Source organism: Eggerthella sp. AM16-19 (assembly GCF_003474385.1).
Classification (GTDB): domain Bacteria; phylum Actinomycetota; class Coriobacteriia; order Coriobacteriales; family Eggerthellaceae; genus Senegalimassilia.
Genome location: NZ_QUCY01000010.1, coordinates 12,462 through 27,604, shown reverse-complemented (window position 1 = coordinate 27,604; position 15,143 = coordinate 12,462). Strand labels below are relative to the sequence as shown.

At 64.1% G+C, this 15,143-nt stretch carries 11 protein-coding genes; 8 read left to right on the top strand and 3 right to left on the bottom strand.

Annotated elements, in window-relative coordinates; translation table 11 throughout:
• The 7 genes from DW178_RS05240 to DW178_RS05210 form a co-directional block, all read left to right on the top strand.
• The coding region (locus DW178_RS05240) for a ribonuclease R family protein (protein WP_286168523.1) at positions 1-1,488 on the top strand (1,488 nt) is incomplete at its 5' end.
• 214 nt (positions 1,489-1,702) lie between these two features.
• Positions 1,703-2,671 carry a DUF561 domain-containing protein gene (locus DW178_RS05235; protein ID WP_118350040.1) on the top strand — a complete coding sequence of 323 codons (969 nt, stop codon included), beginning with the start codon at positions 1,703-1,705 and terminating at the stop codon, positions 2,669-2,671.
• A gap of 10 nt (positions 2,672-2,681) precedes the next feature.
• Positions 2,682-3,614: an ACP S-malonyltransferase gene (gene fabD / locus DW178_RS05230; RefSeq protein WP_118350039.1), complete on the top strand. Its 933-nt coding sequence runs from the start codon at positions 2,682-2,684 to the stop codon at positions 3,612-3,614.
• 3 nt (positions 3,615-3,617) lie between these two features.
• The gene (gene fabG, locus DW178_RS05225) at positions 3,618-4,382 is read left to right on the top strand and encodes a 3-oxoacyl-[acyl-carrier-protein] reductase (RefSeq protein ID WP_118350038.1); all 765 of its coding nucleotides are present in this window, start codon (positions 3,618-3,620) and stop codon (positions 4,380-4,382) included.
• Positions 4,379-5,659 carry a beta-ketoacyl-ACP synthase II gene (fabF, locus tag DW178_RS05220; RefSeq protein WP_118350037.1) on the top strand — a complete coding sequence of 427 codons (1,281 nt, stop codon included), beginning with the start codon at positions 4,379-4,381 and terminating at the stop codon, positions 5,657-5,659. Before fabG ends, fabF begins: the two co-directional genes overlap by 4 nt.
• Positions 5,660-5,724: 65 nt before the next feature.
• Positions 5,725-6,174: a 3-hydroxyacyl-ACP dehydratase FabZ gene (gene fabZ, locus DW178_RS05215; RefSeq protein ID WP_118350036.1), complete on the top strand. Its 450-nt coding sequence runs from the start codon at positions 5,725-5,727 to the stop codon at positions 6,172-6,174.
• A 20-nt stretch (positions 6,175-6,194) separates the two neighbouring features.
• Positions 6,195-8,735: an acetyl-CoA carboxylase carboxyltransferase subunit alpha gene (locus DW178_RS05210; RefSeq protein WP_118350035.1), complete on the top strand. Its 2,541-nt coding sequence runs from the start codon at positions 6,195-6,197 to the stop codon at positions 8,733-8,735.
• Positions 8,736-8,875: 140 nt separating this feature from the next.
• On the opposite strand, the gene DW178_RS05205 is transcribed toward DW178_RS05210, so the two are convergent.
• A complete protein-coding gene (locus DW178_RS05205) occupies positions 8,876-12,322 on the bottom strand; it encodes a DEAD/DEAH box helicase (protein ID WP_118350034.1) in 3,447 nt (1,148 codons plus the stop codon).
• 374 nt (positions 12,323-12,696) lie between these two features.
• Between DW178_RS05205 and DW178_RS05200 the strand changes: the two genes are divergently transcribed.
• A complete protein-coding gene (locus DW178_RS05200; protein WP_118350033.1) occupies positions 12,697-13,788 on the top strand; it encodes a carcinine hydrolase/isopenicillin-N N-acyltransferase family protein in 1,092 nt (363 codons plus the stop codon).
• Positions 13,789-13,944: 156 nt separating this feature from the next.
• On the opposite strand, the gene DW178_RS05195 is transcribed toward DW178_RS05200, so the two are convergent.
• Both DW178_RS05195 and DW178_RS05190 read right to left on the bottom strand, forming a co-directional pair.
• Positions 13,945-14,532: an NUDIX hydrolase gene (locus tag DW178_RS05195; protein WP_118350032.1), complete on the bottom strand. Its 588-nt coding sequence runs from the start codon at positions 14,530-14,532 to the stop codon at positions 13,945-13,947.
• A 124-nt stretch (positions 14,533-14,656) separates the two neighbouring features.
• A complete protein-coding gene (locus DW178_RS05190) occupies positions 14,657-15,025 on the bottom strand; it encodes a NifB/NifX family molybdenum-iron cluster-binding protein (RefSeq protein WP_118350031.1) in 369 nt (122 codons plus the stop codon).
• Between the last annotated feature and the right edge of the window lie 118 nt (positions 15,026-15,143).

Here is a 15,143-nt window from a genome sequence, read left to right as displayed (position 1 = left end):
CAAGCCGATGCGGCGGTTCTCGATGAAGTGGGCGCTCTTGCGGCGGGGTATCGCGATATCCGCGATCGCATGGTGTTCACCATCGACCCTGCCGATGCCCGGGATTTCGACGATGCGCTTTCCTTGGAGCCGGCGGAGGACTTCCGCAAGCATGGCGCCGTATGGCGTTTGGGCGTCCATATCGCCGATGTGTCGCATTATGTGGAATGGAACAGCTCGCTCGACCTTGATGCTCGCCGCCGTGCCACCAGCGTGTACCTGGTCGATCGCGTCATCCCTATGCTTCCCGAACAGCTTTCCAACGGGCTGTGCTCGCTCAATCCCGGCGAAACTCGCAGGTGCATGACGTGCGATGTGTATCTTGACGAGGACTGGAGGCCCGTCGGCTACGATCTGTACCCGGCGCTCATGCGCTCGTGTGCTCGTCTGACGTACGACCAGGTCCTCGATGCGTTGCAGGGCGCGCCGCTTGGCGCTTCCGGTACGCTTGACGGCTTGAAAGGCTGCGCGACAGGTGATGGCATCGATGATGCCATCATGCAGCGCGTTGAAAGCCTGAGCGATTTCGCCCAGGCGCGCATCGCGTACCGACAAGCTGCCGGCGGCCTTGATTTCGAGTTCCCCGAGGCCCGCGTGATCCTCGACGGATCGGGCAAGCCCTGCGGGGTGGACCTTCGTGTGAAGAACCAGGCCACCAGCCTGGTCGAGGAGGCTATGATCTTAGCCAACGAGGTGGTGGCGGCGCATTTGAGCGAGCGCGATTTCCCTGCCTTGTACCGCGTGCATGAAAAGCCCTCGCCGGACAGCCTTGCCGCGCTGCTCCCCGTACTCTCCGAGTTCAGCTGGTTCGATCGTATCAGCCCTGAGCGTTTCGTGGCCGGCGATGCGCATGCCGTGCAGCAGGTGCTCTCGGAAAGCCAAGGGCGCCTTGAGGCCGATCTTGTGCAGACGCTTGTGCTGCGCGCCATGAAGTGCGCCTGTTACAAGCCCGAGTGCGAAGGGCATTACGGTCTGGCAAGCGCGGCGTATGCGCATTTCACCAGCCCTATTCGCCGATACCCCGATCTTGTGGTGCATCGTATGCTGCGCGCGCAGCTCAGGCGTCGCCCGCAGCGTTTCGAGCAGGAGGTTGCCGCGCTGCCTTGGATCGCCGAGCACTCCTCGGATATGGAGCGCGTCGCTGAGAAGGCGGCACGCAAATCGCAGGAGCTCAAGCTTGCCGAGTACATGGCCCGTTTCATCGGTCAGGGCTTCACGGCGGTGGTGTCCGGAGTCGCTGCTTACGGCATGTACGTGAAGCTTGACAACACCGCGGAAGGGCTGGTGGCGGCCAGGCATTTGGGCGGCGAATACTTCGCCCTCGATTCGGCTGGCTGCATGCTGGTCGGCCAGGACAGCGGACGCGTGTTCCGGCTGGGCCAGCGGGTGGATGTGGTTCTTGAGGCTGCGGACGCCCGGGCCGGCCGCCTTGACTTCCGCCTTGCATGAACAAGTTCAAGTCACGGGTTGAAATGCTGCGCAAGTGAACTATGTTGATTGCGAAGCCCCACGTCACAGGCGTGGGGCTTTATTTTTCCGACCGAAGAAAACGTGAACGGGATTCCGTTTGCCTTGAAAACCCTACCGTTTGCACTACCATTTTCAGGTACGCGGTTCCCGCCTTATCGGGCGTGTTCGAAGTAATATTTCGTGAATAGGATCTATGTATATGAATACCCGCATCACCGAGCTTTTGGGCATTGAAGCGCCCATTATCCAGGGCGCCATGGCGCGCATCGCCGATGCCAGCTTGGCCGGCGCCGTTAGCGCGGCCGGCGGCCTGGGCATCATCGCCTGCGGAGGCGCCCCGCTTGAATGGGTGGAACAGCAGGTGGCGGCTGCTCGCAAGATCACCGACAACCCCATCGGAGCCAACGTCATGCTCATGGACCCCAACGCCGCCGAGCTTGCCCGGCTCCTCGTCGATCTGAAGATCGATGTGATCACCACCGGCGCCGGCAGCCCTGCCAACTATATGGATATGTGGAAAGAGGCCGGCATCAAGGTCATCCCCGTCGTCGCCACCACCGCGCTCGCCAAGCGTATGGAGCGCTTGGGCGCCGACGCCGTCGTTGCCGAGGGCACCGAAAGCGGCGGGCACGTGGGCGAGCTTACCACCATGGCCCTGGTCCCTGCGGTGTGCGACACCGTTTCCATCCCCGTCATCGCCGCAGGCGGCATCGCCGATGGGCGTGGTGTGGCGGCCGCGTTCGCGCTGGGCGCCGAGGGCGTGCAGATGGGCACGCGCTTTCTTACCGTTGAGGAATGCACCGTTTCCGATGCATATAAAGAGCGTGTTTTGGCCGCTAAGGACTCCGACACCATCGTCACGGGCCGCGGCAGCGGCCATCCTGTTCGCTGCTTGAAGAACAAGTTCTCTCGCAACGTGCGCAAGTTGGAGGCCGATCTGACCAAGAACGGCGACGAGCTCGAGGCCATGTACGTGGGCAGCCTTCGCCGCGCCGTGGAGGGCGATGTGGACAACGGCTCCATGATGGCGGGCCAGGTTGCCGCCCTTGTGCATGAGCGCAAGACCGCGCAGGAGGTCATCGATGAGCTGATGGCGCAAGCGCAGGCCGTCGGTGCGCGCAACCTCCAGCAGGCCGCCGATGCCAACGCGGCGCGCGGGTAGGGGGGTCGGTATGAACCCGGTATTCATGTTCTCGGGCCAAGGCGCCCAAAAGCCCGGCATGGGCGAGAGCCTGTTTTGCGTTTCCGAGGTCAAGGCGGTGCTCGATTGCGCTTCCGATGTGCTCGGCTATGACGTGGCCGAGCTTATGACCAGCGCTCCCGCTGAGAAGCTCAACGACACGCGGTATGCGCAGCCGGCCACCTGCGCGTTGTCCGTGGGTATCGCCTCTGCTCTGCAGGCGCGCGGTGCGCAGCCGCAGGCCGTGCTCGGATTCTCGTTGGGACAGGTTAGCGCCCTGGCGGTTTCGGGCATGCTCACCTACGAGGAAACGTTTTCGTTCGTGGCCGAGCGCGCCCGCCTTATGGCGCAGGCTGCTGCCGAGCGACCGGGCGTGATGAGCGCGCTGCTTAAAGCTGATGAGGAATCGGTCGCGCAGCTGTGCGAGGGGTGCGCGCAAGGCCAGGTGCTCGTGCCCGCGAACTTCAATTGCCCGGGCCAGATCGTCATTTCGGGAGAGCTGGCCGCCGTCGAGCGCGCCGAAGCCGCCTGGGAGGCGGCAGGCAAGCGGTATGCGCGCCTGGCCACCTCCGGCGCTTTCCACAGCCCGTTGATGCAGCCGGCCGCCGATGAGCTTGACGTGTATCTGGCCAAGGTGGATTTCAAGCAGCCTTCCATCCCGCTGATTTGCAACACCGATGCGCAGCCGCTTTCCGCCGAGGTGGCGCGACGCCACCTGGTCGACCATCTGACCCATCCGGTGCGCTTCGAGCAAAGCGTGCAGGCGCTGGCCGATCAGGGTGCTGACGTGTTCGCCGAGGTCGGCTTCGGCGGGGTGCTGTCGAACTTTGTCAAACGCATCGACCGCAAGGCCGCCCGTCCCTGCATCCAGGACGCGGCATCCTTCGATGCCTTCATCTCCGAATACGCCGAGGATAAGGAATAGCATATGAGCGAATCTCAAGAATCCACCCGCCGCGCGGCGCTCATCACCGGCAGCTCGCGCGGTATCGGCCTTGCGGTTGCCGAGCAGCTGGCAGCTGCCGGCTTCAACGTGGCCCTGAACTGCTCGAGCGAGGCGGGCCTTCCCACGTTGCGCGAGCAGGCTGGCCGCATCGCCGGCGAACATGGCGTGCAGGTCGTGGCCATCGCGGCAAGCGTGGCTGATGAAGCCGAGGCGAACGCCCTGGTCGAGCAGGCGCACGAGGCCTTCGGCCGCTTGGATGCCGTGGTCAACAACGCCGGCATCACGCGCGACGGCCTTATGGTGCGCATGAAAGACGATGACTTCGATCGCGTCATCGACGTGAACCTGAAGGGCACGTTCCATATCTGCCGCGCCGCCGGCAAGATTATGATGAAGCAGCGCTACGGGCGCATCGTGAACATGTCCAGCATCTCCGGCGTCGGCGGCAACGCCGGCCAGGCGAACTACGCGGCATCGAAGGCGGGCGTTATCGGTCTGACGAAGACCATCGCCCGCGAGCTTGCAGCCCGCGGCGTCACGGCCAACGCCGTCGCCCCCGGCTTCATCTCCACCGACATGACCGACGCGCTGTCCGAGAAGCAGCGCGAGGCCATCGGCGAGCAGATCCCCATGAAGCGCTTCGGCACGGTGGACGATGTCGCCCATTTGGTGGGCTTTTTGGCAAGCGAGGAATCCGGATACATTACCGGGCAGGTCATCTGCATCGATGGAGGTTTGGCACTATGAGTCAGGTAATCGAGATGTCCGCAACGCGCCGCCCCGACGGCACCCACCGCGTGGTCATCACCGGTATGGGCGCCGTTACGCCCGCCGGCGTCGGCGTGGACGCGCTGTGGGATGCGGTGATGGGCAAACGCTGCTGCATTGATACTATTTCGCACTTCGATCATGAAGCGTTCGATGTGCATGTGGCGGGCGAGGTGCGTGACTTCGACCCGACCGAGCATGGGCTGTCGAAAAAGGAGGCGCGCCGCTTCGAGCGCTTCGTCCAGTACGCCATCGTGGCCGCCGACGAGGCCATGGCCCAGTCCGGCATCGACATGGAACAGGAAGACCCCACGCGCGCGGCGGTGATCTTCGGCGCGGGCATCGGCGGCATCGACGAGCTGCAAAACGGCTTCTACACGCTGCACGATAAGGGCCCCAAACGCGTCAGCCCGCTGTTCGTGCCCACCATGATCGGCAACATCGCGGCAGGTCATCTGGCCATCCGCTATGGCATGCGCGGCGAGTGCATCGACGTGACCACCGCTTGCGCCACCGGCGCCCACAACATCGGCGCCGCCGTGCGCTCCATCCGCCATGGATACGCCGATATGGCGCTTGCGGGCGGCTCGGAGGAGTCGGTCAACCCCATCTGCATCGCCGGTTTCGCCAACCTGGGTGCGCTTGCAAAGGTGGACGACCCTACTCAGGCCTCGTTGCCCTTCGATGAGCGTCGCTGCGGTTTCGTGGCGGGCGAAGGCGCCGGCGCCGTGGTGCTCGAATCCCTTGAGCATGCCCTCGCGCGCGGTGCGAAGCCCCTGGCCGAGATCACGGGCTTCGGCTCCACGGGCGACGCCTACCACATGACTGCCCCCGAGCCTTCGGGCGAGGGCATCCAGCGCGCTATGCTCCAGGCGCTCTCCGAAGGCGGCTTCACGCCTGCGGACCTTGGGCACGTCAACGCCCATGGCACGGCAACGCCGGCCAACGATTCCACCGAGTCGCATGCGCTGCTCGCGCTGTGCGGCGAGGAGGAGGGCCGCAAGGTTCCGGTGGTGTCCGTGAAGGGCTCCACGGGACACACGCTCGGCGCTGCAGGCGCGGTCGAGGCCATCGTCACGGCGCTTTCCGTCGCCAACGAGTGTGTGCCGCCCACTACGGGCTTCGCGCAGCCCGACCCCGATTGCCCCGTGAACGTGCTCGCCGAGGCCAAGACGGGTTATCCGCAGAAGGTCGCGCTGTCCAACTCGCTCGGCTTCGGCGGCCACAACGCCGTGCTCGCCATCTCGCCCTTCTAGGGTCGGGCGTGCATAACCCCATACATCCAGCGGGCGCCTCGGCGCCCCATTCGAAGGATCTACCCATGGAAACCATCCAATATCCCTGCGGCCGCGACGTCATCGAGCGCGTCCTGCCGCATCGCGACCCGTTCGTGTGGGTCAGCCGCGTGCTCGAATGCGAGCCCGGGGCAAGCATCACCGCCGAGCTCGACGTTGACCCTGAGCTGCCCCTGTTCGCGGGTCATTTCCCTGGTCATCCGGTGCTGCCGGGCGTCATCATCATGGAAGCGCTTGCGCAAACCGCGTCGTTTTGCGCGCTCGTCGGCCGCGATGAGCCCGGGGTGCTTGGCTTTTTCGCCGGCATCGACAAGGCGAAGTTCCGCCACCAGGTACAGCCCGGCGACGTGCTCACGCTGAAGGCTGACATCGTGAAGAACTCCTCGCGCATGGTCGTGGCCGATGTGCAGGCGCTCGTCGGCGATCAGGTGGCGGCCACGGCGACGCAGAAATACGTCATGGCCAAGGGTGCGTAGGGTTTTTCGAAGGGTTTGACATGAAGCTATTCAAGCAGGACTACATCTCGTTCGACGGTTCGGGTTCGTTCGTGACCGCTTCCGGCGATGCACGCGAAAGCGTCGTCGACGATGCCGATGTGGCGTATCGTCTCTCGCGTATCGCGGAAGAGGAGCGTGAGCGCATGACCGCCGACGGGACCGCTCCCAACGCGGTCGATGCCGCGGACATGTCGGCCTATACCGGGGTCGGCTCGCAGCATGCCCAGGCGCCCCTTACTGCGCAGGCGGGCGGGTCTGCGGCGTTTGCTCCTGCGCCGGTTGCCCTTGTGGTTGCGCGCGGCAAAGCCGCGAAGCGCACCATCATGGCGGTGCAGGATGCCGGCATGGTGGCCTGCGTCGCGTGCACCGACGACAAACGCGCGGATGCGGCTTTGCGCGCGGCCGATGCGAAGGTCAGCCTTGGCGAGAAGCATCTCGACGCGCTGTACTCCAACGGCTATGCCGTGCTGAAGGCTGCTGAGGAAGCGGATGCCCAGGTCATTTTGCTGATCGAAGACGCCCAGGCGCTTTCAGGCGTTGATACGTTCCTGGCACGCGCGGCAGCTGCCGGTCGCCGCGTGTTCACGCAGCTGGGCGATTCGCCGCAGCTCGGCTGGGTGCTGTGCACCACCGATAAGACCGACGAGGTGTGCGGCCAGTGGCGCACCTGCAAGCATTGCAAGCTCACCTTCGACGGCGCCAGCTTGGCGGCTGGGCATTACGTGTGCCCTTCGTGCGGCGGGTACTTGCGCATGACCTCCGACGAGCGCATCGACGACCTGCTCGATGCCGGCACGTTCCAGGAGTGGGACCGTGCCATCGAGCAAACCGATCCGCTCGGCTTCCCGGGCTACCTTGACAAGCTTGAGGCCCAGCGCGGGAAAACCGGCCTTGAGGAGAGCGTTCGCACCGGTCAGGGTTCCATCGCGGGCTTGAAGTGCGCCATCGGCATCATGGAGTCCACGTTCTTCATGGGGTCCATGGGCAGTGTGGTGGGGGAGAAGGTCACGCGCCTGTTCGAGCGTGCCACCGCCGAGCATCTGCCGGTGATCATCTTCACCGCTTCGGGCGGCGCGCGCATGCAGGAGGGTTTGGTCTCGCTCATGCAGATGGCGAAGACCTCGTGCGCCATTGAGCGCCACTCTGCGGCGCATCTGCCGTACATCTCGGTCATCACCGATCCCACCACCGGCGGCGTCACCGCGTCGTTCGCCATGGACGGCGATATCATCTTGGCCGAACCCAAAGCGCTCATCGGCTTCGCCGGGCAGCGCGTTATCCGCGATACCATCCGCCAGGAGCTGCCCGAAGGGTTCCAAACCGCCGAGTTCGCGCTTGAGCATGGCTTGATCGACGCCATCGTCGAGCGTCAGGACCTTCGTGCAACGCTGGCCCATATCCTGGCCATGCATTTGTCGACCGCCTGTCAGGCGACCGGGTGCGCGCACAACGCCGGCGACCATGACGTACTCGTCAGCTACCGTGCGGTCTGCGACAACCTGGAAAACGGCACGGCAGCGTACAACACCGTCACCTATTCCGACCTGCGCCCCGAGCCTATGAGCGTCGAGGAGCGCGCCGTGTGGGAGAAGCTGCGCGAGGCCATTCCCTCGTCGTTGATCCCCGAAAGCCTGCGTGCGGGCGCATCCCGACGCGTTGAGCGCGCCATCGCCGCCGGCACGTTCGACGCCGAGGCAGGCACGTCCTTGGAAGTGGGAGCGACATCGGTCGTCGTAGCCACATCGCCCGATGAGCAGGAAAATCGTGCGTGGCAGAGCGTGCAGCTCGCTCGCAACGTGCACAGGCCCACGGCGATCTCCTATATCCGCAACTTCGTCGACGGGTTCGTCGAGCTGCATGGCGATCGCGGGTTCGCCGATGATGGCGCCATCGTCGGCGGCATCGGCTGGATCGGGGGGCGTGCCGTCACCGTCATCGGCCAGGAGAAGGGCGAGAACCTCAAGGAGCGCATTCGCCGCAACTTCGGATGCCCGCAGCCAGAGGGCTATCGCAAGGCGTTGCGCCTCATGCGTCAGGCCGAGAAGTTCCGCCGTCCTATCGTGTGCCTGGTGGACACCCAGGGCGCATATTGCGGTACCGAGGCCGAGGAGCGCGGGCAGGGCAACGCCATCGCCGACAACCTGGTGGCTATGGCGGGCTTGAAGGTTCCCGTGGTCACCGTGCTTTTGGGCGAAGGCGGTTCGGGCGGCGCATTGGCGCTCGCCGTCGCCAACCGGGTTGCCATGCAGGAGCACGCGGTTTATTCGGTGCTCTCGCCTGAGGGTTTCGCCTCCATCCTGTGGAAGGACAGGACGCGTGCCCCCGAGGCTGCCGCCGTCATGAAGATGAGCGCCCACGAGTCCTTGGAGCTCGGCATCATCGACGCCGTGGTCCCCGAGGGTCCCGCGCCCGCGCATGAGAACCCCCTGATCGCCGAGCGTAACGTGCGCGACTATGTGCAGGCGGCGCTCGATGAGCTGTGCGGCATGAGCGAACAGGAGCTGCTCTCCCAGCGCTACGATCGCTTCCGCAAATTCTAGCCGTTGCGACGCGAGTGCGCTGACGTGCATCAACGAAAGGGCCGGGCTTCGAGTTGCGAGCCCGCTGCCGAACCGAAAGCGAAGGTTCGGCAGCGGGCTCGGCTCGAGGCCCGGCCCTTCTTTGCGCTCAGGGAGCAGGATCACCCTTCCAGCAGGTCCATCAGCTCGTCGGCGCTCAAGCTGGCAAGCGAGATGCCGCTCGAACCGATCACCTGGTCGGCCAGCTTGCTCTTCTCCTCCTGCAGGTGCAGGATTCGCTCCTCGATGGTGCCCTTGGCGATGACCTTCTGCACGCTTACCACGCGTGTCTGGCCGATGCGGTGAGCGCGGTCGGTGGCCTGCTGCTGCGCCGCGGCGTTCCACCAGGGGTCGGCGTGGATGACCACGCTTGCGCCCGTAAGGTTCAAACCCGTGCCGCCGGCTTTGAGCGAAACCAGGAATACCGGCACGTCGTTGCTGTTGAACTCGTTCACCAGCTCCACACGGTCCTTCTTCGGCGTTTGCCCCGTGATGGTGTAGAAGGCGATGCCTGCCTCTTCGAGGCGTTGCGCGATCAGGTCCAAAAAGCTGGTGAACTGGCTGAAGATGAGCGCCTTCTCGCCGCCTTCCATGGCGCTTGCCACCAGCTCCATGATGGTATCGAGCTTTGCTCCGTGGCCGCGATAGTCCTCGAACAGCAGGCGCGGGTCGCAGCACAGCTGGCGCAGCTGCATGAGCTCGGCAAGTACCTCCACGCTGGAAACGTGCTCACCCGCATCCCGTTTCGCCTGACGCTGTTTGCGTTCGCGGCGCTGGCGGGTCAGCTCTTCGCGCAGACGCTGCTCATGGGCGCGGTAAAGCTTGAGCTGCTGGCCCTCCATAGGGGCGTATACCACGCTTTCCAGCTTGTCGGGCAGGTCGGTGAGCACGTCGGCCTTGCGGCGCCTGAGCAAAAAAGGCCCTACTACGGCGCTCAGACGGGCTGCCACGTCCTCCTCGCCGCCCACGATGGGAAGCTCGAAGCGCTCGCGGAAGCGCGCGTACGGTCCCAGAAGGCCGGGCATCAGGAAGTCGAAGATGCTCCACAGCTCCGACAGGCGGTTCTCCATGGGCGTGCCGGTCAGCGCGAACCTGTGGCGCGCCGACAGGCGCTTAACTGCGCGTGTGGTGAGCGTTGCGGGGTTCTTGATGTATTGGGCTTCGTCGAGGGCGCAGATGAACAGCTCACGTCCGGCGTAATCAGCCGAATCGATGCGCGCAAGGTCGTAGGAGGTGATGAGCACATCGACCGGTGCAGGCCGGTTACCGGTTGCGTCGACGGACTCCGGTGCCGCTGCTTCACCGCGGTTTTGCAAGGTTGCTTCCCCTGTACGAGCGTCAACGTTGCGCGATGCCGCTTCTGCGTTGTCGGACCATGCAGTCGCATCGCCTTGCCGCCCGGAAACCAGGTTCGCGTCATACGGCGCGAAGGCATGTCCTCGGATCACCTTGCGCTCGGCGGCGCTGCCCACCACGGCGGCCACATTCAGGCCGGGTGCGAAGCGCTCGAATTCGGCCATCCAGTTGTACACGAGCGAAGAGGGGCACACGATCAAGCTCGGCCCGACTTCGCGAGCCTGATCAGCGCGGGCCACTAGCAAGCTGATGAGCTGGACCGATTTGCCCAGGCCCATCTCGTCGGCAAGCACCCCGCCGAATCCCGCATCCAGGCGGGCGGACAGCCATCGCAGGCCTTCTTCCTGGTAGGGGCGCAGCGTTGCGTTCAGCCCTTTCGGCACCTGGTATACCCGCTCGTCGATCGCGCGGAAATTGCTCAGGTACTTTATGAAGCTGCGGTCGCGATCGAGGTCGGCTTCCTCGTCGAGGTAGAACGCGCGGAACGATGGCAGCTCCACCGTGCCCGTGGCAAGCTCCTTTTGCGTGATGCCCAGGTCGGATGCCAGGCGGTCAAGTTGAGCGAGCTCGAAATCGGAGAGGTCCACGAACGCGCCATCGCGCAGGCGATGGTAGCGCTTCTTCTTCCGGTAGCTTCCCAGCATGGCAGCAAGCTCGTCGGGGCCAAGATCGTCGGCGTCGACGGTAAGGTTGATGAGGTTGCCAGACAGCGAAACGCCCATACTCAGGCGCGGCTTGCCGTCTTTGATCAGGCGGTCGAACGCCGGCGTGGTATACACCTCGCCGGCTTCGCGCAGCTGGCCCAAGCCGGTGAAGATAAGGTTGGCAACCGCTTCCTCGTTGCTCATGGGGATGCGTGTTTGACCTGCTCCGAAATACCGTTCCACCAGCGTCTTGGCCTTGCCTTCGGCGCGCACGTCGCGCAACGGCGAGGGACCCGAGGCGCTCTTGCCGTCCTTGTGCTCGGCGGGCACGGTCCCGCACAGCGTGAAGCGGCGCGGCCCGTAAGCCGCCTGGGCGCCGATGATCACGTTCTTGCCGTTCTTGTCCAGGAAAAACGCAAGCGTGCATTCCACGGGCCGCCACACCGAAAGTTCGGCCGGGGCGCTGAGATGCAGGTTCTCCTCGATGACGGGCAGGGCCGCCGCGCAGAACAGGGGCATGTCGTCGTTTGCCACGAACAGGTTGCGCTCGTCGCTGTCGTAGACCATGCGCAGGAAGTCGGAGCAGCGCGCGAACGCCGGCGAACAACGATGCACCGTGTCTCCGCCGCACCATATATACAGGCGCCCGGCTTGCTCGGCCATGCGGATATGCTCTCCGCGCTCGATGGCCCAGCCGCCGGCCTCGGCCGGCGCCATTGAAAGCGAGATGTCCGGGTCGCTATGCTCGATATGCACGCGCTGCACGGTTGGCGTGGCGTAGTCCGCGCCCGTGATGCTGAACTCGCCGCCGTCAAGCAACCCGAACAGCTCCACGGCCTCGGCCTCGGAAAGCTGCAGGGTGCGGCCCACCGACGTGCTTTGACGGCGAAGCCATGACGGCGCATCGTCGGCGGCCTCGCGCATGGAACAAGCTCGTTCGATGAACTGGGCTATCCCGCGCGAGCGCTGCTCGAACAGGGCGGGGGCGTGCGTGAACGCCAGCTTCTTCCCGTATGCGTGGCGGGCGCCGGACCGCATGCGGTCGGCGAACTCCGAAAGCGATTTCAGCACGTAAGGCGTTCCCGAGGGCCCGCTGATGCGAAACGAGGCGGACCATAGACCGTAGCCGTACGACAGCTCGGCGTGCAGGACCACGCTTTCGGCGGGCGTGTCGTCGGCTTGCAGTTCCTCGGTGCGTTTCATGAACTCGGTGATGCACGAGGAGGATTGCGCCGTGCGCCGCGCTTGGTAGCCCATGAAGGTCTCGGGGCGCTGCGAGAACGCGAGCGCCAGGGCCACGCAGTGCTTGCACATGCCGGCATACTCGCGAAAGGCAGGGCATGTGCATGAATAATCCAGCACTTCGTCGGTATCCTCGTCGAGAATCACCGAAGTGCGGTAGCGATCGTCCCAGCCGCTGCTGGAGGCCACGAATGCGCTGACCACCGACTCCTCGGCATCGTAGCGCACCTGCTTCGTGAGGATGTTCCTATCCGATGACGCGATGGCGCGCCCTCGGGTGAATGAACGCTGGTTGCATTGGCTTGCTATGGCTTTCTCGGTGATCATCGCTTGCGGCTCCCCTTGCTTGAACGCATTGTTCGCAAACGCTTATTTTAGCGCAAACGCGCTAGGCGTTGCGGCAATCAGCGCGTTTAGCCTAAGCCTATCGGCCGGTGTTTCGCGCCTCATGGGGAAGGGCGGTAACAGGCGCCGGCGTGTGACGCGCGCGGAGTTCGCCGGGCTGCCGAACACCGAAGCCGATGCCGTGGTCGCAAAAGGATCCGGCGCGAGAGCAAGGGCTCTTCGGAGCAAGGGAAGCTGCATGTCTGGGGAACGGGGCCGTGCAGAGGGAGAACCTCCGACTCATGCCGTTTTGTGCGATAATCGAGCAAAAGTTCGCGAAGCGTCGCTTTCGGGACGCGCGACGGAAGGGGTCGTCGATGAAGCTTGGGAATATCGCGAAAGTGGCGGTAGCCGCCGCAGGCGTCGCCGCAGGTGCCGGCGCTGCCGTATATGGCTCGCGCGCAGCTACCATGGCCTCGATCAGGCAGATCGCGCCCGCCGATGGGCCGTATGGCCTTTATGCCATGGACGTGTCCTATCGCTACGACCTCGATCGCATCATCGAGCGCGGCCTTGGAAGCGATCAGAGCAATATGGACGCCATCCTCGCCGAGGCGCTTCCGCTCGTCCCCATCCATATGCAGGCGCCGCAGTTCGGATGCAGCGCGTTCACGCTTGCAAGCGGTGAAGGCGTGTTCATGGGTCGCAACTACGATTTCAAGTTCGATACCTCTGCCATGCTTGTGCATACTGCCCCCGCTGACGGTTACGAATCCATCGGTTTTTGCGCCCTCGACAACCTCGGTGTGGTCGATGCGCTGCAGACGAAATCGCGTTTCGCGTGCCTGGCGGCGCCGTTCGCCTGCTTAGACGGCGTGAACGAGAAGGGCGTTTCCTGCGCGGTGCTCACGCTCGACAGCAAGCCCACCTTCCGCATCACCGGCAAGCCCGTCATCTCGACGCCTATGGCCATACGTTTGGTGCTCGATCGGGCAGCCACCACCCAGCAAGCCGTTGATCTGCTGCTTTCCTACGATATGTTCGCCACAAGCGGGCGTGATTACCATTTCTACATCACCGATGCGCAAGGCGATGGGCGTGTGATCGAATATGATTGCGATAGCCCTGAGCGTATGCCCGTCGTCACGCCTACGCGTCAGGTCACCAACTTCTTCGTCATGCACCAAGACAAGGTTGCGCCGTTTCAGGAAAACGGTGCGTACGGCCACGGTCGCGAGCGCTACGACGCCATCTCCGCGGTGCTCGATGGGGCGCCTTCGGGACAGGATGCCCAGGTCACGGCGTGGAAGGCGCTCAGGACGGCCTCGCAGGAGCCGAACCCCGAGGACGTCACCAGCAACACGCAGTGGTCCATTGTGTTCGATAACGCGAACCTAACGGCGGATGTGGCGCTGCGTCGTCGCTGGGCCGATGTCCATCATGCCGACATCCACGGTAATATGGTGTGAGGTCCTGCTCCCAGGGCGGATAGGCTTGCGACCGAGGTGCGCAGTCAGCGTCGGTTTTTGACTTGATGGCGTAACGCGGCGCCAGCTCGCGCATCCTCATGGTGTAGCGCGCTTTGCTTAAAGGGGCGTGCCGCAGCTTGTACGGGTACCGCCGGCTTACCGCGTTGCGAAGCGTGGCGCCAGCTCTCGCGTCTTCTCGATGAGCTTGCGATAGATGCGTTCGCGTATCCACGGTTCGCTTGACAGGGCCACGGCTTCATCGAGCCCCACCCACTTCACACCGCTGTTCTCGTCGGCCTTGATGCGTACATGCTCGGCGGGGTCGGCAACTGCCAGGTACGTCACGTTCAGGTGCAGGTGCGAGCTGACGTATGCCCCGCGTTTGACGTGGCCGTCCACGGTCAGCACCTCGCACGACAACACGTTGCCCGGCCCGCACGGCACCAGGTGCGCGGCGTGAACGCCCGTTTCCTCTTCCAGCTCCCGCAAGGCGACTGCCGCAAGGTCGGCCTGTCCGTCCGCGTGCCCGCCGATCCAGCTCCACGAATCGTATATGTTGTGATATACCAGCAGCGTTTTCGTGAATGTGGGATCGACGGTCCAAATGGAGCATGCCATGTGGGCCACGGACGATCGGTCGAACACCGTGGGGTCCGTTTCCAAGCGCGACAGGATAAGGCCCCGGTCGGCGGCTTCCTGTTCGTTGGCAGGTTGGAACGCTTGCAGATCTTCGTATATGCCCACGGCTGCTCCTTGAGATTGAAAAGGCCCGGGCGTGCGGCCCAGGCCTGTGACTGCGTGTCGATTATAGCAAGCTGTGCGGGGTCGGCTTGCGCCGCAAGGCGTTGCGACCGCCGGCACTTGCATCTTAGTGATGATGGCTGCAGGCGTTTTCCAGCACCATGCGCGCGCAATCGCCGGCGATGAACTTGTTCACCACGTCGCCGACCATGGGCGTTTCCTGCTCAAGATAGATGCCCACGCCGTATTGCGTGAAACGCATGAACGGCGGCTGGCCCATGCCTGCGCAGATCATCGCATCGATGCCCAGATTGTGCGCAAACTCGATGACGCCGCCGCAACCCACCTCGTCGTGATCAACGTTTTTCACCGATTCGACGCTGGTGACCTGTCCGTCTTCGATGGTCACGAGCGTGAACCAGGGTGTGTGGCCGAAGTGTCCGCTGCGGATGCTCGTCAGGCCTTCGCCGGTTTCGCTGGGGATTGCAACTTTCATGGTATCGCCTTTCTACGACGTTCGCGTCGGGGCGCCTGCTCCGTTCGCTTCTCCTGCAGCTAACTCTAGCACAGCGATACTCGGGTCCGTGAAGTTTTTTGATACTCTCCAAGTAGCA

Bases quoted from the DNA above. Each gene is read 5' to 3' on its own strand.
- DW178_RS05235 (WP_118350040.1), top strand. From the start codon at position 1,703: ATGTATATGAATACCCGCATCACCGAGCTTTTGGGCATTGAAGCGCCC.
- fabD (WP_118350039.1), top strand. From the start codon at position 2,682: ATGAACCCGGTATTCATGTTCTCGGGCCAAGGCGCCCAAAAGCCCGGC.
- fabG (WP_118350038.1), top strand. From the start codon at position 3,618: ATGAGCGAATCTCAAGAATCCACCCGCCGCGCGGCGCTCATCACCGGC.
- fabF (WP_118350037.1), top strand. From the start codon at position 4,379: ATGAGTCAGGTAATCGAGATGTCCGCAACGCGCCGCCCCGACGGCACC.
- fabZ (WP_118350036.1), top strand. From the start codon at position 5,725: ATGGAAACCATCCAATATCCCTGCGGCCGCGACGTCATCGAGCGCGTC.
- DW178_RS05210 (WP_118350035.1), top strand. From the start codon at position 6,195: ATGAAGCTATTCAAGCAGGACTACATCTCGTTCGACGGTTCGGGTTCG.
- DW178_RS05205 (WP_118350034.1), bottom strand. From the start codon at position 12,322: ATGATCACCGAGAAAGCCATAGCAAGCCAATGCAACCAGCGTTCATTC.
- DW178_RS05200 (WP_118350033.1), top strand. From the start codon at position 12,697: ATGAAGCTTGGGAATATCGCGAAAGTGGCGGTAGCCGCCGCAGGCGTC.
- DW178_RS05190 (WP_118350031.1), bottom strand. From the start codon at position 15,025: ATGAAAGTTGCAATCCCCAGCGAAACCGGCGAAGGCCTGACGAGCATC.